22 protein-coding genes are annotated in these 23,927 nt (G+C 60.9%); 14 read left to right on the plus strand and 8 right to left on the minus strand.

What is annotated here, in order from left to right:
- The first annotated feature begins 79 nt into the window (after positions 1-79).
- Positions 80-1,516, plus strand: a complete 1,437-nt coding sequence (gene sbcB, locus ACL9RJ_RS26490) for an exodeoxyribonuclease I (protein WP_178991287.1) — start codon at positions 80-82, stop codon at positions 1,514-1,516.
- Between the two features lie 90 nt (positions 1,517-1,606).
- On the opposite strand, the gene mvaT is transcribed toward sbcB, so the two are convergent.
- Entirely contained in the window at positions 1,607-1,984 is a 378-nt protein-coding gene (gene mvaT / locus ACL9RJ_RS26495) for a histone-like nucleoid-structuring protein MvaT (protein ID WP_017124310.1), read from the minus strand.
- Positions 1,985-2,333: 349 nt separating this feature from the next.
- Between mvaT and purU the strand changes: the two genes are divergently transcribed.
- Genes purU through ACL9RJ_RS26510 form a run of 3 tightly spaced genes read left to right on the plus strand, consistent with a single transcriptional unit; the run spans position 2,334 to position 4,932 of the window.
- Positions 2,334-3,182 carry a formyltetrahydrofolate deformylase gene (gene purU / locus ACL9RJ_RS26500; RefSeq protein ID WP_042934597.1) on the plus strand — a complete coding sequence of 283 codons (849 nt, stop codon included), beginning with the start codon at positions 2,334-2,336 and terminating at the stop codon, positions 3,180-3,182.
- Positions 3,183-3,212: 30 nt separating this feature from the next.
- Positions 3,213-3,410: a hypothetical protein gene (locus tag ACL9RJ_RS26505; protein WP_017124308.1), complete on the plus strand. Its 198-nt coding sequence runs from the start codon at positions 3,213-3,215 to the stop codon at positions 3,408-3,410.
- 34 nt (positions 3,411-3,444) lie between these two features.
- Positions 3,445-4,932, plus strand: coding sequence for a helicase HerA-like domain-containing protein (locus ACL9RJ_RS26510; protein ID WP_017124307.1), 1,488 nt, complete (start codon positions 3,445-3,447; stop codon positions 4,930-4,932).
- A gap of 4 nt (positions 4,933-4,936) precedes the next feature.
- On the opposite strand, the gene ACL9RJ_RS26515 is transcribed toward ACL9RJ_RS26510, so the two are convergent.
- Positions 4,937-5,392, minus strand: a complete 456-nt coding sequence (locus tag ACL9RJ_RS26515; protein WP_422765831.1) for a DUF721 domain-containing protein — start codon at positions 5,390-5,392, stop codon at positions 4,937-4,939.
- 308 nt (positions 5,393-5,700) lie between these two features.
- Here ACL9RJ_RS26515 and secA point away from each other — a divergent pair, with 308 nt between their 5' ends.
- The 3 genes from secA (at position 5,701) to ACL9RJ_RS26530 (ending at position 10,833) form a co-directional block, all read left to right on the plus strand.
- A complete protein-coding gene (gene secA, locus ACL9RJ_RS26520) occupies positions 5,701-8,436 on the plus strand; it encodes a preprotein translocase subunit SecA (protein WP_042934581.1) in 2,736 nt (911 codons plus the stop codon).
- Between the two features lie 128 nt (positions 8,437-8,564).
- A complete protein-coding gene (argJ, locus tag ACL9RJ_RS26525; protein WP_177108733.1) occupies positions 8,565-9,782 on the plus strand; it encodes a bifunctional glutamate N-acetyltransferase/amino-acid acetyltransferase ArgJ in 1,218 nt (405 codons plus the stop codon).
- Between the two features lie 109 nt (positions 9,783-9,891).
- Positions 9,892-10,833 carry a Nudix family hydrolase gene (locus tag ACL9RJ_RS26530; RefSeq protein ID WP_177130786.1) on the plus strand — a complete coding sequence of 314 codons (942 nt, stop codon included), beginning with the start codon at positions 9,892-9,894 and terminating at the stop codon, positions 10,831-10,833.
- A gap of 108 nt (positions 10,834-10,941) precedes the next feature.
- On the opposite strand, the gene ACL9RJ_RS26535 is transcribed toward ACL9RJ_RS26530, so the two are convergent.
- Positions 10,942-11,526 (minus strand): cob(I)yrinic acid a,c-diamide adenosyltransferase, encoded by a 585-nt coding sequence (locus ACL9RJ_RS26535; RefSeq protein WP_017124302.1) that lies wholly within the window; start codon positions 11,524-11,526, stop codon positions 10,942-10,944.
- Positions 11,527-11,528: 2 nt separating this feature from the next.
- Positions 11,529-13,565 carry a sensor histidine kinase gene (locus tag ACL9RJ_RS26540; protein ID WP_177088212.1) on the minus strand — a complete coding sequence of 679 codons (2,037 nt, stop codon included), beginning with the start codon at positions 13,563-13,565 and terminating at the stop codon, positions 11,529-11,531.
- A 215-nt stretch (positions 13,566-13,780) separates the two neighbouring features.
- Here ACL9RJ_RS26540 and ACL9RJ_RS26545 point away from each other — a divergent pair, with 215 nt between their 5' ends.
- Complete coding sequence (locus tag ACL9RJ_RS26545) at positions 13,781-15,016, plus strand: M20/M25/M40 family metallo-hydrolase (protein WP_177064869.1); 1,236 nt, start codon at positions 13,781-13,783, stop codon at positions 15,014-15,016.
- A 26-nt stretch (positions 15,017-15,042) separates the two neighbouring features.
- On the opposite strand, the gene ACL9RJ_RS26550 is transcribed toward ACL9RJ_RS26545, so the two are convergent.
- A complete protein-coding gene (locus tag ACL9RJ_RS26550; RefSeq protein ID WP_422765832.1) occupies positions 15,043-15,960 on the minus strand; it encodes a putative 2-dehydropantoate 2-reductase in 918 nt (305 codons plus the stop codon).
- Entirely contained in the window at positions 15,960-16,913 is a 954-nt protein-coding gene (locus ACL9RJ_RS26555; RefSeq protein WP_017124298.1) for a GGDEF domain-containing protein, read from the minus strand. Before ACL9RJ_RS26555 ends, ACL9RJ_RS26550 begins: the two co-directional genes overlap by 1 nt.
- A gap of 118 nt (positions 16,914-17,031) precedes the next feature.
- Between ACL9RJ_RS26555 and ACL9RJ_RS26560 the strand changes: the two genes are divergently transcribed.
- Both ACL9RJ_RS26560 and ACL9RJ_RS26565 read left to right on the plus strand, forming a co-directional pair.
- Positions 17,032-17,517, plus strand: coding sequence for a YajQ family cyclic di-GMP-binding protein (locus tag ACL9RJ_RS26560; protein ID WP_017124297.1), 486 nt, complete (start codon positions 17,032-17,034; stop codon positions 17,515-17,517).
- A gap of 121 nt (positions 17,518-17,638) precedes the next feature.
- The gene (locus ACL9RJ_RS26565; RefSeq protein WP_017124296.1) at positions 17,639-18,481 is read left to right on the plus strand and encodes a mechanosensitive ion channel family protein; all 843 of its coding nucleotides are present in this window, start codon (positions 17,639-17,641) and stop codon (positions 18,479-18,481) included.
- A gap of 233 nt (positions 18,482-18,714) precedes the next feature.
- Here ACL9RJ_RS26565 and ACL9RJ_RS26570 read toward each other — a convergent pair whose 3' ends face one another.
- Positions 18,715-20,079, minus strand: a complete 1,365-nt coding sequence (locus ACL9RJ_RS26570; protein ID WP_017124295.1) for an OprD family porin — start codon at positions 20,077-20,079, stop codon at positions 18,715-18,717.
- A gap of 979 nt (positions 20,080-21,058) precedes the next feature.
- On the opposite strand from ACL9RJ_RS26570, the gene ACL9RJ_RS26575 reads away from it, so the two are divergent.
- Positions 21,059-21,490, plus strand: coding sequence for an HIT family protein (locus tag ACL9RJ_RS26575; protein WP_177130809.1), 432 nt, complete (start codon positions 21,059-21,061; stop codon positions 21,488-21,490).
- Complete coding sequence (locus ACL9RJ_RS26580; RefSeq protein ID WP_017124293.1) at positions 21,487-21,693, plus strand: SlyX family protein; 207 nt, start codon at positions 21,487-21,489, stop codon at positions 21,691-21,693. Before ACL9RJ_RS26575 ends, ACL9RJ_RS26580 begins: the two co-directional genes overlap by 4 nt.
- Before the next feature lie 76 nt (positions 21,694-21,769).
- Here ACL9RJ_RS26580 and ACL9RJ_RS26585 read toward each other — a convergent pair whose 3' ends face one another.
- Positions 21,770-22,372: a cold-shock protein gene (locus ACL9RJ_RS26585; protein WP_017124292.1), complete on the minus strand. Its 603-nt coding sequence runs from the start codon at positions 22,370-22,372 to the stop codon at positions 21,770-21,772.
- 461 nt (positions 22,373-22,833) lie between these two features.
- Here ACL9RJ_RS26585 and ACL9RJ_RS26590 point away from each other — a divergent pair, with 461 nt between their 5' ends.
- Both ACL9RJ_RS26590 and ACL9RJ_RS26595 read left to right on the plus strand, forming a co-directional pair.
- Positions 22,834-23,304: a Dps family protein gene (locus ACL9RJ_RS26590; protein WP_017124291.1), complete on the plus strand. Its 471-nt coding sequence runs from the start codon at positions 22,834-22,836 to the stop codon at positions 23,302-23,304.
- 225 nt (positions 23,305-23,529) lie between these two features.
- Positions 23,530-23,865, plus strand: a complete 336-nt coding sequence (locus tag ACL9RJ_RS26595) for a ribbon-helix-helix domain-containing protein (RefSeq protein WP_042934596.1) — start codon at positions 23,530-23,532, stop codon at positions 23,863-23,865.
- Positions 23,866-23,927: the final 62 nt, after the last annotated feature.

Raw genomic sequence — 23,927 nt, forward strand, 5'->3', positions numbered from 1 at the left:
ATATAAGTTGTGCCGGGCGACTGGCCCCGAGGGCTATCGAGCGCCTAGACTGCCCCGGTCTTCTGTTCAGGAACAAGCCGTGACCACTATCTTCTGGTACGACTACGAAACCACCGGGATCAATCCGCGCTGCGACCGCGCCTTGCAGGTGGCGGGCATCCGTACCGATGCCGAGCTCAACGAGATCGACGAACCGGTCAATCTCTACTGCCAGCCCAGCGAGGATATCCTGCCGCATCCGGCGGCCTGCATGATTACCGGCATCACCCCCTCGCAACTGGCCAGCCAGGGTCTGGCGGAAGCCGATTTCATGACCCGGGTGCACGCCCAGCTGGCGCAACCGGGAACCTGCGGCGCCGGCTACAACACCCTGCGCTTCGATGACGAGGTGACGCGCTACAGCCTGTACCGGAACTTCTTCGATCCCTACGCGCGGGAATGGCAGGGCGGCAACAGCCGCTGGGATCTGATCGACGTAGTGCGTGCCGCCTATGCACTACGTCCCCAGGGCATTGTCTGGCCGGAGGAGGACGGGCGGGTGAGCTTGAGGCTGGAGCGACTGACGGCCGCCAACGGCATCGATCATGGCCATGCCCACGAGGCCTTGTCCGATGTCCGCGCGACTATCGCCCTGGCGCGGCTGATCCGGGAAAAGCAGCCGAAGCTGTATGACTGGCTCTTCCAGTTGCGCAGCAAGCAGCGGGTGCTGGATCAGATTCGCCTGTTGCAACCGATGGTGCATATCTCCGGACGTTTTTCCGCGGCCCGCAACTACCTGGGAGTGGTCCTGCCACTGGCCTGGCATCCGCGCAATCGCAATGCGCTGATTGTCTGCGACTTGCATCAGGATCCGCAGCCGCTGCTGGACCTGGATGCCGAATCGCTGCGCCAGCATCTGTATACCCGTCGTGAAGACATGGCGGATGGGCAATTGCCGGTGCCGCTCAAGTTGATTCACGTCAATCGCTGTCCGGTCGTGGCGCCGATGGCGGTTTTACGGGGAGAAGACCAGCAGCGCCTGCAACTCGACATGGCGCTCTATGAGGCCCGCCGCCTGCGGCTTAATGACACACAGGAAGTTTGGCGGGATAAAGTCCAGGCGATTTATGCGGCAGAAGATTTCACCCCCAGCCAAGACCCGGAGCAGCAGTTATACGATGGTTTTCTTGGCGATCGGGACCGCCGCTTATGTGAACAAGTGCGCAACGCGGGGCCTGAGCAATTGACACGGGAGCAATGGCCTTTCGATGATGAGCGCTTGCCGGAATTATTATTCCGTTATCGCGCACGTAACTTTCCCGATACCTTGAGCGAAGAAGAGCAACAGCGTTGGCAGACATTCTGTCGGCAACGCTTGAGTGAATCGAGCTGGGGCGCGCCAAATACCCTGGCGGGATTTAGCGAAGCGCTTACGAGCTGTTTGACCAATGCCACGCCTGAGCAGGCACAAGTGCTCGGTGAATGGCAGCGCCATGCACTCTCTTTGTGCACTCGTTTTAACATTGCTCTGGATTGAGCGGGCGGCGGATTAAATCGAGGTAATAAAAAACGCCAGCAAGCTGGCGTTTTTTCTGCAGCGCAAACAGCGCCGCGACGGGTATTTCGCTTAGCCCAGCAGAGTGGCCCAGCCTTCAACCACGTCACCGCCCCACTTGGCTTTCCACTCTTTCAGAGTCTTGTGGTTGCCACCTTTGGTTTCGATGACTTCACCGTTGTGCGGGTTTTTGTATTGCTTGACCTTACGCGCACGCTTGGTGCCGGTAGTTTTTACCGCGCCGCCACGTGGGGCTTTTTCTTTGGACTGAGGGTCCAGGATCACCTGGCAGTCGCGCAGCGATTTGGCGTGCTTGGCCAGCAGGGCGCGCAGTTCTTTTTCGAATTCCATTTCTTTTTTCAGGGCGCCGTCTTTTTCCATCGCTGCCATCTGAGCTTGCAGTTCTTTGATAGCTACTTCTGTGGCGCGATATTTGTTGATCAGGGACATGAGGACTACCTTATGTGAGTCGTGTGTGACAGGGTGCAGTGTCGCAATAGTAGTCAGACAGTTTGCCCAAGTAAACAATTAAGCGAATGTTTGTTGCATTTAATTTTTGAACTTTGCAGGCGCGCGATGTGTGCCTGTTAGATGTTCTGCCCGCGACGCTTGAGAATAGTCCCACGAGTGGGCCGTTGAACTATGGAAACTGCCGGCTGCTTCAGTTGATGTCGCGAGCCTTGTCCTGCTGTCCGGGCCCGCGGGCCGCCTGTTGCAGCGCGCATTGCAAGGAATACTGCAGTTTTGCCGCGCACTCGCTAGAATGGCCGCCTTTGCGAAGTTCTGGAGTTTCCCCCTCATGCGCACTTTCCGGCTGGTGATCGCTTGCCCCGACCGCGTTGGCATCGTTGCCAAAGTCAGTAACTTTCTGGCGTCTTACAACGGTTGGATCACCGAAGCGAGCCATCACTCCGACAACCTCAGCGGCTGGTTCTTCATGCGCCACGAGATCCGTGCCGACAGCCTGCCGTTTGGCCTGGATGCTTTCCGCGAGGCATTTGCCCCGATCGCCGAAGAGTTCTCCATGACCTGGCGCATCACCGACACCGAGCAGAAGAAGCGCGTGGTCCTGATGGCCAGCCGCGAATCCCATTGCCTGGCCGACCTGCTGCACCGCTGGCACAGCGATGAGCTCGATTGCGAGATCGCCTGCGTGATTTCCAACCACAACGACTTGCGCAGCATGGTCGAGTGGCACGGTATTCCTTATTACCATGTGCCGGTGAATCCGCAGGACAAGGAACCGGCCTTCGCCGAAGTTTCGCGCCTGGTCAAGCATCACGATGCCGATGTGGTGGTACTGGCGCGCTACATGCAGATCCTGCCGCCGGAACTGTGCAGCGAGTACGCGCACAAGGTGATCAATATCCACCACAGCTTCCTGCCTTCGTTCGTTGGCGCCAAGCCCTATCACCAGGCATCCCTGCGTGGGGTGAAGCTGATCGGTGCGACTTGCCACTACGTGACCGAAGAGCTGGATGCCGGCCCGATCATCGAACAGGATGTGGTACGTGTGAGCCACAGTGATAGCATCGAGGACATGGTGCGTTTCGGCCGCGATGTCGAGAAGATGGTGCTGGCCCGTGGCCTGCGCTATCACCTGGAAGACCGTGTGCTGGTGCACGGTAACAAGACCGTGGTGTTCTGACCGCCCGTCGACGGGCCTGGAGGTTTGCTGATGGGCGATCCACTCGACAAGGCCACCTCCAAGGCGCCGCCGACCCTGGGGGAAGGCTGCCTGAGCCGCTATGACCCCGACGCCATGAGCAGTGAGGACGGTACCGAGTTTCCCGGTGCCGCCGAACTCTGGCGGCAGTTGCAGGAAGAGTCCGAGACGATTTCCGTCGATGTTTCCCGAGGTCCGCTAAAATCCTAGTGGCTTGTCTCAGCGACCAACCCTGGGTGACGACATGACGGATCCTGCACAACTTGTTTTCGGCGCCGACCCGGCGGGCCAACCCATTGGCCAGGCGATGCGCCTGGCCAATCGTCACGGCCTGATCGCCGGGGCCACCGGGACCGGCAAGACCGTGACCCTGCAACGCCTGGCCGAAGCCTTCAGCGATGCCGGGGTCGCGGTGTTCGCGGCGGATATCAAGGGCGATCTCTGTGGTCTGGGCGCACCGGGCAATCCCCAGGGCAAGGTGGCGGAGCGGATCGCCGGCATGCCCTGGCTGGACTACCAGGCCAGGGCCTATCCGGTGACCTTGTGGGACATCCATGGACAATCCGGGCATCCGTTGCGCACGACCCTGAGCGAAATGGGGCCGCTGCTGATCGGTGCGTTGCTGGAACTGACGGACAGCCAGCAGTCGGCCTTGTATGCCGCGTTCAAGGTGGCGGATCGCGAAGGCCTGTTGTTGCTCGACCTGAAGGATCTCAAGGCGCTGCTCAATCACCTCAAGGATCATCCCCAACTGCTGGGCGAAGACGCGGCGCTGATGACCACCGGTTCCAGCCAGGCGCTGCTGCGGCGCCTGGCGACCCTGGAACAGCAGGGCGCCGAAGCGCTGTTCGGCGAGCCGGCGCTGCAACTGGAAGATATCCTGCAGCCGGCCGGCGATGGGCGCGGACGGATTCATCTGCTCGATGCCAGTCGCCTGGTGCACGAAGCACCCAAGGTCTACGCGACGTTCCTGTTGTGGCTGCTGGCCGAGCTGTTCGAGCAACTGCCCGAGCGCGGCGATGCGGACAAGCCGCTGCTGGCGCTGTTCTTCGACGAGGCGCACCTGTTGTTCGCCGGTACCCCGAAAGCCTTGCAGGACCGCCTGGAGCAGGTGGTCCGGCTGATTCGCTCGAAGGGTGTCGGGGTGTACTTCGTCACGCAGTCGCCGGGTGACCTGCCGGATACCATCCTGGCGCAGCTGGGGTTGCGGATCCAGCACGGCCTGCGGGCCTTCACGGCGCGCGAGCAGAAGTCGCTGCGGGCGGTCGCCGAGGGCTTTCGACCCAACCCGGCCTTCGAGGCCCTGGCGGTACTGACCGAGCTGGGGATCGGCGAGGCGCTGGTGGGGACCTTGCAGGACAAGGGCACGCCGGAGATGGTCCGGCGGGTGCTGATCGCACCGCCCCAATCGCGCATCGGCCCGTTGAGCGAAGCCGAACGGGCGGCGTTGGTCGCCGGCTCGGCCCTGCTCGGTCGCTACGACAAGCCTGTCGATCGAGAGTCGGCCTATGAAATCCTGATGGCGCGCAAGGCGCCGGTCAGCGAAGCTCCTGCGTCCACCGACGAAGCGACGGCGCAAGAGCCGAGCCTGGCGGACAAGGCCGGCGAGTTCCTCGGAACGGCGGCGGGGCAGGCGCTGAAGTCCGCCATGCGGCAGGCGGCCAATCAGTTGGGGCGACAGTTGGTACGTGGCCTGATGGGCTCGTTGCTCGGCGGCAACAAGCGCCGTTGAGTGCTCAGGCCTTGGGCCGGGCGTGGCTGGCCAGGCGTTCGAGGGCCGCACGCAGGTTCGGGTCGCTGATGCCGTCCGCGGTTTCCTGGATGGTCTGCGCGGCATTGATCGACAGGTCCATGGTGTGACCCACCGCGCCTTGCTGGACGGTCGGCGGTTGCACCTTGAACAGGATGCGGTTCAGGCCGATGAACACGTCGAATGCCTGCAACTGCCGTTGCAGGCGTTTTTGCTGGTAGCGCAGGCGGGTCGCCCAGTGCCCGTCGGTGACGATCAGCAGCAGGCTGCCTTCGCGCCAGGAGGCCACATGGCAGTGTTCGCGGGCCGCGGGCTGCAACTGGCTTTCCACCAGGCGCTGCAGGTGCGCGAGGCGTTGGGCATGGCCGAAAATCGCTTTCAGCGGCTTGGCCTCGCGAAGCAGGACGGCGGGTGCCCGGGCGGTGATAGGGCGAAATGCCATGATTCAGACACCTGAAGTAACAGAGCGGCCATGGTAGCAGAAACGGGCACGGCAGCCGGCCCCCATTGATGCAGAGCGGCTTTGCCCCTAAAGTCTGCAACCAGTTTCCGGGCTTGGTGGCTTGAAGTTCGGGAAAAAGACCTTATTTTAGAGTGGCCCCGTCAAAGCGCAGTGCCAGCATCGTGGAATAACGCCACTTTCCTCACCACCGTTTCCGGGTAGAATGCTCGTTCGCATGCGGCCATGAGGGCTGCTCGGGCGACTCACGGGGCCGCCCTCCATCCCTATGTGTGGAAGAACCTGCCGATATGTTTGCGCCTTTGTTAAAGAAACTTTTTGGAAGCAAGAACGAGCGTGAAGTCAAACGCATGCTCAAGACGGTACAGATCGTCAATGCCTTCGAAGAGCAAATGGTGGCCCTTTCGGATGAGCAATTGCGCGCCAAGACCGAAGAGTTCAAGGCCCGCTTAGCCAAAGGTGAAACCCTCGACAAGATCCTGCCGGAAGCTTTCGCGGTCGCCCGTGAAGCCGGCAAGCGTGTCATGGGCATGCGCCACTTCGACGTCCAGTTGATCGGTGGCATGACCTTGCACGAAGGCATGATCGCGGAGATGCGTACCGGTGAGGGCAAGACCCTGGTAGCAACCCTGGGCGTCTACCTCAACGCGCTGTCCGGCAAGGGCGTGCACGTGGTGACGGTGAACGACTACCTGGCCCGCCGCGACGCCAACTGGATGCGTCCTCTCTATGAGTTCCTCGGCCTGACGGTTGGCGTGGTCACGCCGTTCCAGCCACCGGAAGAGAAGCGCGCGGCCTATGCCGCCGATATCACCTACGGCACCAACAACGAATTCGGTTTCGACTACCTGCGCGACAACATGGCGTTCAGCATGGAAGAGAAGTTCCAGCGCGAGCTGAACTTCGCCGTGATCGACGAAGTCGACTCCATCCTGATCGACGAAGCCCGTACCCCGCTGATCATCTCCGGCCAGGCCGAAGACAGCTCGCGCCTGTACACCGAGATCAACAAGCTGATCCCGCGCCTGACCCAGCACATCGAGGAAGTCGAAGGCGTGGTGACCAAGGAAGGTCACTTCACCATCGACGAGAAGACCCGCCAGGTCGAGTTGAACGAAGCCGGCCACCAGTTCATCGAAGAGATGCTGACCCAGGTCGGCCTCCTGGCCGAAGGCGAGAGCCTGTACTCGGCGCATAACCTGGGCCTGCTGACCCACGTCTATGCCGGCCTGCGCGCGCACAAGCTGTTCCACCGCAACGTCGAATACATCGTGCAGGATGGCCAGGTGGTCCTGGTCGACGAGCACACCGGTCGTACCATGCCGGGCCGTCGCCTGTCCGAAGGCCTGCACCAGGCCATCGAAGCCAAGGAAAACCTCAATATCCAGGCCGAAAGCCAGACCCTGGCGTCGACCACGTTCCAGAACTACTTCCGTCTCTACACCAAGCTGTCCGGCATGACCGGTACGGCCGACACCGAAGCGTTCGAGTTCCACCAGATCTACGGTCTGTCGGTGATGGTCATCCCGCCGAACAAGCCGCTGGCGCGCAAGGACTACAACGACCTGGTGTTCCTGACCGCCGAAGAGAAGTACACGGCGATCATTGCCGACATCGAGGAGTCCCTGAAGCAGGGGCGTCCGGTGCTGGTGGGTACCGCGACCATCGAAACCTCCGAGCACATGTCCAACCTGCTCAACCAGAAAGGTATCGAGCACAAGGTCCTGAACGCCAAGTTCCACGAGAAGGAAGCGGAAATCATTGCCCAGGCCGGTCGTCCGGGAGCGCTGACCATTGCCACCAACATGGCCGGTCGCGGTACCGACATCCTGCTGGGCGGCAACTGGGAAGTCGAAGTGGCTTCCCTGGAAAACCCGACGCCGGAGCAGATCGCCCAGATCAAGGCCGACTGGCAGAAGCGTCACCAGCAGGTGCTCGAATCGGGCGGCCTGCAGGTGATCGCGTCCGAGCGTCACGAATCGCGCCGTATCGACAACCAGTTGCGTGGTCGTGCCGGTCGCCAGGGTGACGCCGGTTCCAGTCGTTTCTACCTGTCCCTGGAAGACAGCCTGATGCGTATCTTCGCCTCCGACCGGGTGAAGAACTTCATGAAGGCCCTGGGCATGCAGCCTGGCGAGGCGATCGAGCACCGCATGGTGACCAACGCCATCGAAAAGGCCCAGCGCAAGGTCGAAGGCCGCAACTTCGACATCCGCAAGCAATTGCTCGAGTTCGACGACGTCAACAACGAACAGCGTAAAGTGATCTATCACATGCGCAACACATTGCTGGCGGCCGACAATATCGGCGAAACCATCTCCGATTTCCGCCAGGATGTGCTCAACGCCACTGTCAGCGCACACATTCCGCCGCAGTCGCTGCCGGAGCAGTGGGACGTCGCCGGGCTGGAAGCAGCCCTGGAAAACGATTTCGGCGTGAAGCTGCCGATCCAGCAATGGCTCGACGAAGACGATCACCTGTACGAGGAAACCCTGCGTGAGAAGCTCCTGAACGAGCTGCTGGCGGCGTACAACGAGAAGGAAGAGCAGGCCAGCGCCGAAGCGTTGCGGACCTTCGAGAAGCAGATCGTGCTGCGGGTGCTGGACGACCTGTGGAAAGACCACCTGTCGACCATGGACCACCTGCGCCACGGTATCCACCTGCGCGGCTATGCCCAGAAGAACCCGAAGCAGGAGTACAAGCGCGAGTCGTTCACGCTGTTCTCCGAACTGCTCGATTCGATCAAGCGCGACTCGATCCGTGTGCTGTCCCACGTGCAGGTACGCCGCGAAGATCCGATCGAGGAAGAAGCGCGCCTGCGCCAGGAAGCCGAAGCCCTGGCCCAGCGCATGCAGTTCCAGCACGCCGAAGCGCCTGGCCTGGAAGAGCCGGAAGTGCTGGGCGAGGAGGTTGATGTCGCCCTGGCCGCCGCTCCGGTCCGCAACGAGCAGAAGCTGGGCCGCAACGAACTGTGCTACTGCGGTTCGGGCAAGAAGTACAAGCATTGCCACGGGCAGATCAGCTAAGGTTCCTGTTGACTCCTGAACTACCGCGCCGCGACCGGCTTCAGCCGTCGCGGCGTTTTTCCATTTGAAACACTGTCCCTTTTGCCGGCAGTGCAGACATCACATTGAACATTGATAGGAGCGCATTCATGGCTGTTGGTCTTGGTCCTTTGCCAACGTTGCACCCGGTTGCCGGTTTTGAACTCGGTATCGCCTCGGCGGGTATCAAGCGCCCGGGGCGCAAGGATGTCGTGGTCATGCGCTGTGCCGAAGGCTCCACCGTGGCCGGCGTGTTCACTCTGAACGCGTTCTGCGCCGCGCCGGTGATCCTGGCCAAACAGCGCGTCCAGGGGCCGGTGCGCTACCTGTTGACCAACACCGGTAACGCCAACGCCGGCACCGGTGAGCCCGGTCTGGTTGCCGCGGCACGCACCTGTGCCAGACTGGCCGAACTGGCGGGCGTCGATGCCAATGCCGTGTTGCCCTATTCCACCGGCGTGATCGGCGAGCCATTGCCGGTCGAGAAGATCGAAGGTGCCCTGCAGGCCGCCCTGGACGACCTGTCCGTGGACAACTGGGCCGCTGCCGCTACCGGCATCATGACCACCGACACCTTGCCCAAGGGCGCCAGCCGCCAGTTCCAGCACGACGGCGTCACCGTCACCGTGACCGGCATCAGCAAGGGCGCCGGCATGATCCGGCCGAACATGGCGACCATGCTCGGTTACATCGCCACGGACGCCAAAGTCTCCCGCGAAGTCCTGCAGAACCTCATGCTCGACGGCGCCAACAAGTCGTTCAACCGCATCACCATCGATGGCGATACCTCGACCAACGATTGCTGCATGCTGATCGCCACCGGCCAGGCCAGGCTGCCGGAAATCACCGAAGCCAGCGGTCCGCTGTTCGCGGCCCTGAAGCAGGCGGTGTTCGAAGTCTGCATGGAAGTGGCCCAGGCGATTGTCCGTGACGGCGAAGGCGCGACCAAGTTCGTCACTGTCGAAGTCAACGGCGGCGGCACTCACCAGGAATGCCTGGACGTAGGCTACACCGTGGCCCATTCGCCACTGATCAAGACTGCGCTGTTCGCCTCCGATCCGAACTGGGGCCGTATCCTGGCCGCGGTCGGTCGTGCCGGTGTCGCGGACCTCGATGTGAGCAAGATCGATGTGTTCCTCGGCGAGGTCTGCATCGCCAGTCGTGGTGCCCGTGCCTCGACCTATACCGAAGAGCAGGGCTCGGCGGTGATGGCTCGCGAGGAAATCACCATTCGTATCGAACTGGGACGTGGTGCCTGCAGCGAAACCATCTGGACCACTGACCTGTCCCACGAATACGTGAAGATCAATGCGGAATACCGCACGTAAGTACGACTTCCCCCTGTAGGGGCCGGGCTTGCCCGCGAAGAGGCCCGTGAACTCTGCAAGAACTTCGCGGGCCAGTTCTGTCAGGTGCGGATTTATAGGAGCTTTCAGCGTGAAACGCGTACATGTGGCCGCGGCCGTTATTCGAGGCAACGACGGGCGGATCCTGATCGCCCGGCGTGCCGATTCCCAGCACCAGGGCGGTCTGTGGGAGTTCCCCGGCGGCAAGGTCGAGGAGGGCGAAGCGGTAGCGGTCGCCCTGGCCCGTGAGCTGCGGGAGGAACTGGGTATCGTGGTGACCACGGCCCGGCCCTTGATCAAGGTGCGCCACGACTATCCGGACAAGCAGGTGCTGCTGGACGTCTGGGAGGTTTCGGCCTTTACCGGCGAACCCCATGGTGCCGAAGGCCAGCCGCTGGCCTGGGTCACGCAGCGGGAGCTGGCGGACTACGAGTTCCCGGCGGCCAACCAGCCGATCATCGCGGCGGCCCGTCTGCCGGGCGAGTACCTGATCACGCCGGAAGGCCTGGAGACGCCGGAGCTGTTGCGGGGTATCCAGAAGGCGATTGCCGGCGGGATCAGGCTGGTCCAGCTGCGTGCGCCGAACGGTTATGACCCGAAGTACCGCGACCTGGCGGTGGATGCGGTGGGTTTGTGTGCCGGCAAGGCGCAACTGATGCTCAAGGGGCCGTTCGAGTGGCTAGGTGATTTCCCTTCGGCCGGCTGGCATATCACGGCGGCGCAGTTGCGCAAGTACGCCAGTGCCGGTCGCCCATTGCCCGCGGATCGCTGGTTGGCGGCTTCGTGCCATAACGCTGAAGAGCTGGCCCTGGCCGAGCAGATGGGCGTGGATTTCGTCACCCTGTCGCCGGTCCAGCCGACCCTGACCCATCCCGATGCACAGCCCCTGGGCTGGGAACAGGCGCAGCAGTTGATCGGCGGCTTCAACCGACCGGTGTATCTGTTGGGGGGCGTTGGCCCGCAGGAACAGCCGCGTGCCTGGGAAGCCGGTGCACAGGGCGTGGCCGGCATCCGGGCGTTCTGGCCGCAGTAATCAGGGCCGCGGCTTCCCTTGTAGGCGCTGGCTTGCCAGCGATGGCGCCCCGTCAATCGATACACGACCTCAGGGCCTCATCGCCGGCAAGCCGGCTCCTGCAGCGGGTTAGTGGGAGACCGGCTTCTTCGCCGCCTCCCACAATATCTCCGCAATCTTCTCGCGCCGCGCAATCAGGCGTGCCGCCACGAACAGCAGATCCGACAGTCGATTGATATAGGCCAGACCAACCCCGCTCAAGGGTTCCAAGGCGTTGAGCTGCTGGCAACGGCGCTCCGCGCTGCGTGCCTGACTACGGCAGACATGGGCCTGGGCAATCAGCATCGAGCCGCCTGGCAGGATAAAGTTCTCCAGTGGCCCGAGTTCCTCGTTCCAACGATCGATGGCCGCTTCCAGTCGGTCGATTTCGCTTTTGTTCAGCGCCTGGTACTCCGGCATGGCCAGCTCGCCGCCGAGGTCGAACAGCCGATGCTGGCAAGGTGCGAGCACTTCGATCAGTTCCTCCAGTTCCGGGTGGATGACCACCAGTTCCGCCAGGCCCGCCAATAGCAGGCCGAGCTGGCTATTGAGGCTGTCGACTTCACCGATGGCTTCGATCCGCGGATGGTCCTTGGGCACGCGACGACCATCGCCCAGCCCGGTTTCGCCGGTGTCACCGGTCCTTGTGTAAATCTTCGACAGGCGAAAACCCATGGTTACAGCTCCGTTTGGTTCAGTACGGGAAGGGTGGCCTGGCTACCGGCCAGCGGCAGGCGCAGGGTGAAGCAGGTGCCCTGGCCAAGGGTCGATTGCACTTCCATCTGGCCCTTGTGGTTGTTGGTGATGATGAAATAGGAAACCGACAGCCCCAGCCCTGTGCCCTGGCCGATCTCCTTGGTGGTGAAGAAGGGTTCGAAAGTGCGCTTGCGGATGTTCTCCGACATGCCGATGCCGTTGTCCTCGACCTGGATTTCCGCCCAGGGCGGGTTCAGCCGGGTGCGCAAGGTGATACGCCCGGGCTCGCGGTCGTCATCGCGCTGGTGGATGGCCTGGGCGGCGTTTTTCAGCAGGTTCAACAGCACTTGTTCCAGTTCGTTGGCGGTGCCGGGGACCGGCCCCAGCTGCGGGTCGAACTGGCGGATGATGGCTTGTCCCTTGAAGTCGAAACCGATGGCCAGGTCGAAGTCGTTGCCGGCGATTTCCACGGCCTGGTCGATCAGCGCCGGCAGGTCGCACGGGGCCATTTCCCGGTTGCTGCGGCGGCTGAAGCTGAGCATGTGGGTGACGATCTTTGCCGCCCGTGCCCCGGCCTGCTGGATGCCGTCGAGCAGTTGCGGGACTTCGCGGCTTGTCAGGTACTGGTTGACGGTGTCCAGGTCGATTCCGGCCTGTTCGGCGTACTCGAGGTTCTTCGGCAGATCCGAGGACAGGCGCCGGCGGATGTTCTGCACGTTGTGGAGGATCGCCCCCAGCGGATTGTTGATCTCGTGGGCCATGCCAGCGGCGAGTCCGCCGACCGAAAGCATCTTTTCCGACTGCACCATCATTTCTTCCAGGGACAGGCGCTGGGTGATGTCGTCGATGCGGATCACCACGCCGCGGCCGGCACCGCCCATCAGCGGGTAGAAGGTCAGGGCATAGTGGCGGGCCTCGTCGTCCTTGATCCAGGTGACGCGCTCAATCTTCGCCACGCTGTGTTGTTCGACGGTGTCCTTGAGCTGCGGCAGAAAGGGTTTCAACGGCTCGAAGGCGAGGAAGATCGGCTGGTTCAGCGCCTCGTCCAGGCGGGTTCCGGAGAGTGCGCTGGCCTCCTGGTTCCACTGGGTGACGTAGAGCTGCTCGTCCAGGGCGATCAGCGCCGAGGGCATGGAGTCAATGATGCTGTTGAGGTAGTTCTGGAAACCGGTGAGTTTTTTCTCGATCTTGCTGCGGACCTGGACCTCGAGTTCCAGCTTGCGGTTGGTATGCCGGGTTTCCTCGGCAAGGCCCTGGGCTTGGTCATAGGCGGCCTGGGAATCGTCACGGGCGCGCTTGAGCTGCTGCTCGCGGGCTTCGATGCGCGAGAGCATGGTGTTGAAGGCCTCGGCCAGGCTGCCGATTTCATCGTGATTGCCCCGTGATGCCCGCAGCGAATAATTCTCCTCACGGGTCACCTGGCGCGACAACTCTTCCAGTTGGTGGATCGGCCGGGTGATCAGTCGCTTGATCTGCCGGGCGATGATCAGCCACAGCAGGACGCTGAAGATCAGGATGCCCAGGCTGGCGGTCAGGGTTCCGGTATAGAAGGCCACAGGCAACTCGCTGCTGGCCACCAGCAGCAGGTGGCCGGGCGCCTGGCCCGGACGGGGCATGTCGATCACCTGGTTGCTGCGAAACTCGGTCAGGCGCCAGGCTTCGATATGTCGATAGCGTTCCGGCAGCTTCAGGCGGTCACCGTGTTGCAACTGGGCCAGCCGATCGCCCTTGCTGTCGTAGATGGCCGCGGCCCGCAGGGGGGAATAGGTGTTGAGTTCCTTGAGCAGGGTCTCGGCATTGGCGGCGGAGTCCAGGGCCTGGCTGGCCAGGGCCGGGTTGGACACGAGCCGGCCGATGGTCTGCAAGGCCTGGGGGGCCATGCTTTCCTGGGAAATCCAGTAGGCCGCGCTGATAAAAGTCAGGTTGGCCACCAGCAGTACGGTGGTCAGCAGCACCAGCAGGGCCGCCAGGAGTTTCTGGCCGACCGGCAGGTTTTCTAGGCGCTGGCGCAAAGGCATTGCGGATCCTGTTTGGCAAGGGATGAAGAGGGCGGGCATCGATCGCGCCGACCGTGAATGAGTGTATCAAACCGTCGGTTTTTACCACGGCCTTTTGCCAAAGGTGCGAACTGAACGGGTCGACGGTTGCTTTCCCACGTTGTAAGTTGCCTGGGCGATGCGATCACAGTTCGATAAGAAAACATCAAGAACCGGGTTCAGGGAGAAAAATGACCATGGGGTTTCATTTCAAGCGTGCGGCACTGGCGGGGCTTGCCATGGGGGTGGCGCTGGCGACAGGCGCGCCTCAGGCACTGGCCGAGGTCAACAAGCCGGTCCATGACAAGGCCGAGCACTACAAGGAAGACGGTTTGAAGCTGCTGGAGCGGCTGGTCAATATCGACTCGGGGTCAGGCTACGAGCCGGGCCTGAAGCAGGTCCGGGCCATCGTCACCGACGAACTGAAAAAGCTCGGGGCAAGTATCGAGACCTTTCCCGCCACGCCGGAGCCGGGCGAGAGCATCGTGGCGACCCTCAAGGGCAACGGCAAGGCGCGGATCCTGTTGATGGCGCACATGGACACGGTGTTCAAGGAAGGCACGGCGACAGCCAAGCCTTTCTATATCAAGGACGGGCGCGCCTACGGGCCGGGCGTCATGGATGACAAGGGCGGTATCGTCGCCGGTCTGTATGCGTTGAAAATCCTCCAGGACCTGGACTTCAAGAACTACGCGAAAATCACCTTCCTGCTCGATACCAACGAGGAAACCGGCTCCAAGGGCACCACCGAACTGATTCAGCGGGTAGCCAGGGAGCACGATGTGACGTTGAACCTGGAGCCCGGTCGCCCGGCCGACGGCCTGGTGATCTGGCGCAAGGGCAGCGGCACGGCGGTGGTGGAGGTCAAGGGCAAGTCGGCCCATGCCGGCGTGGCCCCGGACAGCGGCCGCAATGCCGCGATGGAAGCCGCGCACCAGATTCTCCAGTTGGGCAAGCTGGGGGATCCGGAGAAGCAGACCACGGTCAACTTCACGGTGCTCAAGGCCGGTGACCGGGTCAATGTGATCCCGGATTCAGCCGTTGCCAAGGCCGATGTCCGGGTGCTGGTGCCGGAGGAGTTCGACCGGGTCGAGCGCGACCTGGCCAAGGTCTCGACCAGCAAGTTGATTGCCGACACCGAGGTCAAGACCAGCCTGCTCCGTGGCTTGCCGCCGATGCCGCCAACGCCGGCCCAGGATGCCCTGGCGGCCAAGGCGCAGGCGATCTACGGCGAAATCGGCCGCAAGCTGACCCTGGAAGGCAGTGGTGGTGCGGCTGATGCCAGCCTGTCGGCTGCGGTGGGGACGGCGACACTGGATGGTTTCGGCATCGTCGGCGGTGGTATTCACACCGAGGATGAATATGCCGAGGTCGAGAGCGTGGTGCCGCGTTTCTATCTGCTGACCCGGATGTTGATGGAAATCAGCCGGTAAAACCGCCGCATCCGTTCACGGATTGCTCAGGTGGTGGGCAATCCGCGGGCGGCAAGGTGCGCGACCAGGCGGTCCCGCAACTGGTTCAGGTGGGGCAGGTTCAGGTGATGGCGTGCCGCCGCCGCGCAGGCGTAGCCCAGCAGGTAGCTGATCTCGGTACGCCTGCCCTGGGCGACGTCCTGGTACATGGAGGAGTAGTTCGCTGCCGTGGCCTGGATGACCCGTTCCACTTCGCTGTGCAGGTCCTGTGCGGCCGCGGGTTGGCCGCAGCATTCCAGCAGTTCCGTCAGCTCGCCGCAGAGGGTCGCCACTTCGCAGTGGTGATCCTGCAGGCCGCCGTTACGGCAGCCATGCAGCACCGTCAGCGGGTTGATGGCGCAGTTCAGCGCCAGCTTGCGCCAGAGCCGGGTGAGGATCTGTGTGTTCCATTCATGGGGAATGCCGGCCAGGGTCAGATCGTCGAGCCAGTAGGGTGGCTGGGGATGGGCGATATCACCCAGCCAGGTAAAGCCGTGTCCGGCAAACACGACCCGCCACTCGCCGTCGCGAAAGGCGCCTTCGGTGCTGGAGGCAAAGATGCAGCGCGCCTTGGGCGCCAGCGCCGCGACGGCATCCTGGCTGCCCAGGCCGTTCTGCAGCAGGACCAGTTCGGCATTTTCGACCAGGCGTGGGGCCAGCCGGGCCACGGCGGCCTCTGCGTCATAGGCCTTGCAGGCGACCAGCAGGCGGCTGATGGGCTCGGCAGTGTCAAAGGTCTGGGCGGGAATGGCGAGGCGATGCTCCCGGCCCTGTTCGACCAGGGTCAGGCCACCGCTGGCTGTGTAGGCGGCCAGGCGCTCCGGGTCGCGCAGGATCAGCGTCACAGACAGCCCCGCGCGCGCCAGGCGGGTGGCCCACAGGCTGCCCAGGCTGCCGGCGCCAAGGACGTGCCAGGTGGTGGCCATCAGCTGCGGGCCGGCAGGCGTTTGGCGCTGACCACGCCATCGGCATAGGATTCGGCCAGCAGACGGTCGGCCTCATCGAACAGGGTTTGCTGGTCCAGCGGGAAGCATTTGCTGTCCAGGCCCACCAGGCTGATGCCGGCCTTCAGTTCGATAGGCCCGGCGTTGGTCATGAAAGGCTTGAGGTTCAACCCGTCATACAGGCGCTTGAAGCTGCTGGGGGCGCAATCCTGGAGGTCCGGCGGCATGGTCATCAGGACGAAATGCTGGTCGTCCAGGCGTGCCAGCACATCCAGCGGGCGCACCAGTTGTTGCAGGCGCCGGGCAATGCCTTGCAGCAACTCGTCGTAGAAGTCGTTGCCATGCTGGCGCTGCAGCTCGTTCGCCTGTTCCACCCCGATCAGCAGGTAGCAGATGGCGCCGCCACGGGCCTGCACCTGGCGCAGGCTGTCGGTCAGCTTCTGGCGCAGGTAGCGGGCATTGCCCAGGCCGGTCAGGGAGTCGACGAGATTGCGTTGTTCGAGGCTGGCGATGTTCTGGCGCAGCAGGCGGTTTTCCTGGCGCAGCCGCTGCAGGGTGCTGCATTGGCGATCGGCGGCCAGTACCCGGGTCAGCAGCAGGCGCTCGATATCGCCGGGGGCGATCAGGTCGTCGATATCATTGTCCGACGCATCGTCGAGCAACGTGAGCGCAGGTTCGGCGCTGATGAGGAGCACATAGGTATAGTGATCGTTCATCTCGTCGCGCTGTCTGACCTTTGCCGCCAGCTTGAGGCCGGCGGCCCCGGCACAGACCACCACGCTGGCGGCTCGCTGGTCGAGTTGTTCCAGTGCCAGCACGGCGTCGTTGGCCTGGCGTATATCCTGGTAACCCGCGCGCTGGAGGCTGCTACCAAAGGCACTGCTTACCAGCTGACCGTCACTCACCAGCAAAATGCTCAGATCCGGGTTAGGCATGGGTGGCTCGCAAGTGAATGAGTGGGAAGAACCGTTATAATGCTCGCGGATTTTAACCGTCAAACCAGGCGCGCTCCATCGGTATCGAGCTGCGCCGACCTTATTTTGGAGAAATGACATGCCGTCGTTCGACGTGGTATCCGAACTGGACAAACACGAAGTCACCAACGCCGTCGAGAACGCCGTCAAGGAGCTGGATCGTCGCTATGACCTGAAGGGCAAGGGCAGCTTCGAATTCAAGGAAAAGGACCTGGCCGTCAACCTGACCGCCGAGGCCGAGTTCCAGCTGGAGGCGATGATCGAGATCCTGAAGCTGGCCCTGGCCAAGCGCAAGATCGACGTGAAGTGCCTTGAGGTCAAGGACGCCTATGCATCCGGCAAGCTGATGAAGCAGGAAGCGACCTTGAAGGAAGGCATCGATAAGGAAATGGCGAAGAAGATCGTCGCCCATATCAAGGACGCCAAGCTGAAAGTACAGGCGGCGATCCAGGGCGAACAGGTACGGGTGACCGGCAAGAAGCGTGACGACCTGCAGGAAGCCATTGCCAACCTGCGTGCCAAGGAATTCGACCTGCCGCTGCAATTCAACAACTTCCGCGACTGATCCAGCCTGTCAGGGAACCTCTGGAAGTTATCGGCGTCGGAGGGCCCAGGCACGGCGAAACGGTTGGGTGTTCAAGGCGCAATCGTTTCGCCGGGCGATCGTACGGTAACAGGAGAGAACAATGGATCTGAATGCGGAAGTGGATCATCTCATCAAGGCCTCCGAGGCCTGGATTCCGATGATCATGGAATATGGCAGCCGTGTGCTGCTGGCGGTGGTTACCCTGGCCGTGGGCTGGTGGCTGATCAACAAGCTGACGGGCAAGATCGGCAAGTTGCTGGCATTGCGCAACGCCGACCTGGCGCTGCAAGGCTTTATCAGCAGCCTGGCGAATATTGCCCTGAAGATCCTGCTCAGCATCAGTGTGGCCTCGATGATCGGCGTGGCAACCACGTCATTTGTCGCGGCTATCGGTGCCGCGGGACTGGCCATTGGCCTGGCATTGCAGGGCAGCCTGGCGAACTTTGCCGGTGGCGTGCTGATCCTGATGTTCCGGCCGTTCCGCATCGGTGACACGATCACCGCGCAAGGCATTACCGGGACAGTCGACAGCATCCAGATTTTCCACACCATCCTGCGCACGGGTGACAACCAGACGGTGATCGTGCCCAACGGCAACCTGTCGAACGGCATCATCACCAACGCCAACCGCCAGGCCACCCGCAAGGTGGTGTTCGATGTCGGTGTCGATTACGAGGCTGACCTGCAGAAGGCTCGCCAGGTATTGCTGGATCTGGCCAAGGATGAGCGCGTGCTGGCTGACCCGGCCCCCGCGGCGGTGATTTCGGCGCTGGGCGACAGCTCTATCACCGTTTCCCTGCGAGTATGGGTGAAGACTGCCGATTACTGGGACCTGATGTTCATGTTCAACGAACATGCGCGGGATCGTCTCAAGGACGCGGGGATCGATATTCCGTTTCCGCAGCGCGTTATCCGGGTGATGCAGGAAACCGCGGCAAAGTAAGACAGGTGCATTGTTACCTGGCGCAGTGGTCAGGTATTCAGTGGCAAACCAAGGGGCCGATTGATGGCCCCTTTTTTGTGGCCGTCGATCAGTGGGATAGTTGTTGGTAAATTGGATGCTGGCTACTTATTAGTTTGCTATCAAAGTTTGCGCGTTAATAAAACCAGGGCAATAAAAAAGGCCCATCACCAGGATGGGCCTTTGTTCAAGCGAGTGTTGCGAGTATCACACGATTACAAGATGTTGATCGGGTATTCGGTGATCAGGCGGAACTCGTTGATGTTGCCTTCGCCTTCGTCAGCATTGGCACGGTGCCAGGCTTGACGTGCACGGAAGGACAGATCCTTGAGAGGACCAGCCTGAACGACGTACTTGGCTTCCACGTTGGTTTCGAAGTGGCGGCCATCTTTGCCGTATGCACCGACATAGGAACCATCAACGTCGGCGTGGGTGCCGTCGATGCCGGTACCGTGGATGTTACGAGCCATGAAGCTCAGGCCTGGGATGCCGTACTCGGCCATTTTCAGGTCGTAACGTACTTGCCAGGACTTCTCACCCGGACCGTTGAAGTCGGAGTACTGGATGGAGTTGGCGAGGAAAATCGAGTCGCCACCACGGTTGTTGCGGTCACCCACACCGACGTAGTCGAACGGGGTGTCGCCACGTACTTTCTGGAATGCCACGGTAATCGTGTGTGCATTCAGGAAGGAGTAGGCGGTCGCGAACGAGAAAGCGGTGTTGTCGATGTCACCTGCCAGCGCAGAGCCGGTGTCGGTTGTGCGATAGATGTTGAAGTCGAAGTTCAACGATTGCTGTGCAGCCAATGGCAGGGTGTAGTTAACGTTGGCGTAGTACTGGTTCCAGAGATCCTTGAGTTTGGCGCCGTACAGGGACGCGGTCAGGTTCTCGTTGATGGCGTATTTGCCACCCAGGTAGTCGGCGCTCTTGACGTCGAGGTTCGCACCAGCGTTGGCTTTGCCTGCACCGATCTTGCCGGCGTAGGTAGCGCGCAGTTGCTGATCCATTGCAGTCTGGTCCTGGCTGCTGCCAGCGTAGAAGTGGCCGGCTTCCAGATCCAGGTCTTTGACTTCGCTGCTCTGCAGTTGGAAGCCACGAGCGGTCTGTTGGAACAGACGGCTGCCGCCCAGGGCGAAGACAGGAGCAGTGCTAGGCTGCTGGTCACCGAATTTCAGTTCGGTCTTGGAGACGCGTACAGCAACTGCTGCACCGGCTTTGCCGAAGCTGTCATTGTTCTTGTTGTTGGCATCACGGCTCATGTTCTGAGAGCCCGATTGTTTGTCTTCGCCGCTCAGCAGATAGCCAGCATCGCCAAAACCTTCAACCTTTACACCAACCTGACCCTGAGTGTAACCCGAGCTGAACTTGCCCAGAATGCCCTGGGTCCAGTCGATCGAGTCTTCTGCACCGGCTTTCTTGTCACGGTTGAAGTAGTAGTTCTTCAGAACCACGCCAGCCGAAGCACCTTCAACAAAACCCTTGGCATCAGCCTGGTCGGTAACAAAAGGTTCAGCCATTGCCAATTGAGTGCCTGCTGCGGAAACAGCCAGGGCGATCATGCTCCACTTCATCACGCGCATCGTGATTTGCTCCTTTGGTTTTTAGGAAGAGTACTGCCGTCCCACCTGTATTTTTGTCTGGGCGGCTCTTTCTTTTTGTGTCGGCGCAAACTTATATCACGCTGACATTATTGGCGATACTTGCTCACCTATCCTTGCGGCTTCTTTACGAGCGTGTCGCAAAAAGCTCGGTCCATGTCGCAAATTCACAGCCTTTTCGTATCGGCTGTACAACTTCAGCGCTGTTGTCGAACGCCTGAGCATAGATAAGAAAGCCCCATGTTCAAGCATTTAACTGTCCATGGTCGCACCGTCTTGCGTTGTTACCGTGTCGCGGGAGCTTCAGCGTCCGATCAGGCCCTCTGTAGCGACTATGCAAGGGGTAATGCAACAAGCATGCACAAAGTTCAAAAAAAACCAGAAAATATTTTCCTGACCGTCCCGTCGCGCTGAAACCCTCATGAGAGCAGGGGCGAAGCCGGTTTCTCATGGTGCTTGACGTATCACTTTTCCTTGTGCTGCTAATCCATTGATTACGTGCAGAAAGCTGAAAACGTTACCGGTCCACACCGCCAATGGGTTAATCGGCGGGTAGAACATGCACCGATAGTAGTCGCTCTGTGCAGTTTTGGTGCAAAAGTGACTGTAGGCTGTTTCTGTTCGTACAGTCAGTCGTTTCCGTTCGTGCTTTCTGGCGATCGGCTCAGGTCGAGTCGGCATTGCAGGTCAGGGAAGGTTTTCAGGAAAAGATGACGTTTTGATTATAAGAAAGGTTTTTTTACGTCTTTCTGAATGAGAAAGGGTCGTTCTGTGCCCGAAATGGTGCGTAGCGTTTCCAGGTGTTTCATTTTGGCGCGGAGAGAAGATGATCGTCCGTTTGCCGCTCTCCGGCCGGCTTGCAGTGAACTGGAGGCCGAAGGCGGGTATCCTCATCGCATGTGGCCGGGCGCAGTCGAGTCGTCGCCCTGGCAGGAAAATCAGTCAAGCAGGAGTGTTTACGGTGTTCGTTCTCGATTCGCGTCTTCAACAAGACACTTTGCCGATGGGCGACTTTCCGTTGTGTCGTCTGCTGTTATCCAATGATTCGAATTATCCCTGGTTCATTCTTGTGCCCCGGCGCGCGGACATCAGTGAGCTGTTTCAACTGGAGGCGGCGGACCAGGAACAGTTGTGGCGTGAAACCACCGAGCTGGCGCGGGTGCTCAAGGATACTTTCGAGGCGGACAAGATGAATGTCGCGGCGCTGGGCAATGTGGTCAGCCAACTGCATATGCATGTCATCGTTCGTCGGCAGAGTGACGCCGCCTGGCCAGCCCCGGTCTGGGGCAAGCATCCGGCACAGCCCTACAGTGATGCGCAGGTCAGTGTGATTCGCCAGCAGTTGGGCGTGGCCCTGGCCGAGGGTTTCTCCTATGTGCAGGCGCAATCATGAGCCTCGAGGAGCGCGTGACGGAACTGGAGACCCGTCTGGCCTTTCAGGATGACACCATCCAGTCGCTGAACGATGTGCTGGTGGTACAGCAGCGAGTGGTGGAACGTCTGCAACTGCAGATGGCGGCCCTGCTCAAACGTCATGAAGAAATGATGGGGCAGTTCGAGTCTTCCGAAGAGGAGGCCCCGCCGCCACACTATTGAGGGGGGGAGCGCAGCCAGCAGGCGTAAAAAAACCGCGAGCCGTCAAATGGCGTCGCGGTTTTTTTTCAGGCGGGAATCAGCGACGCGGCGAGGCGGCGATCACATCTTCAGCCTGCAGGCCCTTGTCGCGGTTCATCACCGAGAACTCCACGCGCTGGCCTTCGACCAGGACGCGGTGGCCTTCGCCACGAATGGCGCGGAAGTGCACGAAAATATCGTCACCGGAGTCCCGCGAGATAAAGCCGAAACCCTTGGAGGTATTGAACCACTTCACGGTGCCGGTATCGCGGTTGGTCATGTCGTAGTTGTGGGAAGCCGCGGCGGGCGAGGACCTGTAGAAACTCACGACCAGGTGCAGAAGCACGGCTATCACCGCGGCTGCCAGGCTCAGCAGTACGGCGGGTTGACCTGCGACCATCGGCAGGGGGGCGAGCAGTACCAGGATTTGCAGGACAACCGCGAGGATCAGCAAGGCGCTGACAAGGTTTTGCAATTGGTGACGTGGACCCTTGTTCCAGTAGGGAATGACCGGAGCGAGGATGAGGTTGAGCAAGCCGAAGAATGCCAGGTAAAGCGCATCGGGTTGTTGCAGGTAGGGCAGGGCTTCGGATCGCAGGCTGGGTATAAAGGACAGCAGCAGGGCGACGGCGCCCGTTAGCAGATGGACGATTTTCAACATTTTGATTAACTCACTCAAGATAGATCGCAAGGAAGAGCTGAAGGCACCCGGTTCGCTTCTGAAAAAAGGTGAGGCGGTGAGCACGCGCGCCAATCAGCCTATGCGCCGCGCCCAGAAAATGGGGTTGCGACGACACAGACTCTATTTAACAGCAAAGCCCGAACCTTCTCAAATCAGTGGCTTGGCCGACTATCAGTGGCATTGCGGGTGAATGCCGGTCGTGATTGCCCAAGGGGCGGGGAGAGGCCTGATCTAGACGTTTGCAGGCCGTTGATCCGAGATGTTTCAAGGTAAAGGCCGGCGAGCCCGGTTTTTTCCTTCGCTTTCGCAGGTGTCGGGCTGGCAGGTGTGGCGGATTTGTCGCAGGTGGATCGTGGCGTGCGGGCTGCATGCCGTGCGGACTCTTGCTAGAGTGGTCCTACACCTTCAAGGGTGATCTCAATCACATCAAGGGGATGCATATGGCTATTGATATCGGTATCAGCGAAGCGGATCGCAAGTCCATTGTCGAGGGGCTTTCCCGTCTGTTGTCGGATACCTATGTACTTTATCTGAAGACCCACAACTTCCACTGGAATGTCAGCGGCCCGATGTTTCGGACCCTGCACTTGATGTTTGAAGAACAATACAATGAACTGGCCCTGGCGGTGGATCTGATTGCGGAGCGAATCAGGGCACTGGGATTTCCGGCGCCGGGTACTTATTCAACTTATGCACGGTTGTCTTCGATCAAGGAAGAAGAAGGTGTGCCGAGTGCCGAGGAAATGATCAAGCAGCTGGTGCAGGGGCAGGAGGCCGTTACCCGTACGGCGCGTGGCATATTTCCGCTGCTGGATAAAGTCAGCGATGAGCCGACCGCCGACCTGTTGACCCAGCGTATGCAGGTGCATGAGAAAACCGCCTGGATGCTGCGGGCGCTGCTGGAGGGCTGAGGCAGGGGCGCGGATGAGGCCCACGGGGCTTCATTCGTGCGATTGCCGGGCCTGCTGTTTCGTTCCTGCCGCGCAATATCGTGGTTCTGCATTTTCTCGTCGCATCATCCTACAGTTGTCATGGTTCGGTCCGCTGGATAAGAACTTTTACTTAATGTTTTATGTGAGAGAGATTTTCCAGGAATGTCCTTATTCAAGGACATGTGGCGACGGAGTGCGAGGAAGATGGTTCAGTTAAGTCAGTGTGGGGGGGAGGCTGGTTTGTTTCGTAAAACCAGGACGGATCCCATGTTGCTGGAGTTTGATATCGGATTGGCAAAGCCGGTTTCGCGGTCGGTGCGCCTGAATGGATTTGCAACCTGTCTGCGCCTGGAGGAGGTGTACTGGAAAGTACTGGCCGATATGGCCGGTATCAACCAGTGCACGGTTAATGCGCTGCTGTCCAACGTCGATATGGAGGTTCATCTGCGCTATGGGGGGGTGAAGAACTTCAGTGGCTTGATTCGTGTCGTGTGCATGGTGCACCTCCTGACCCTGGGTGGTTTGCACCGTTCGGCGTGATGGCGGGGGAGCGGCGCCCCCGGTCGGACTGTCGGTCGTCGAAGGTCCTGAAAGGCGGCGCC

This window comes from Pseudomonas sp. Mn2068 (assembly GCF_049319725.1).
GTDB lineage: Bacteria > Pseudomonadota > Gammaproteobacteria > Pseudomonadales > Pseudomonadaceae > Aquipseudomonas > Aquipseudomonas gingeri.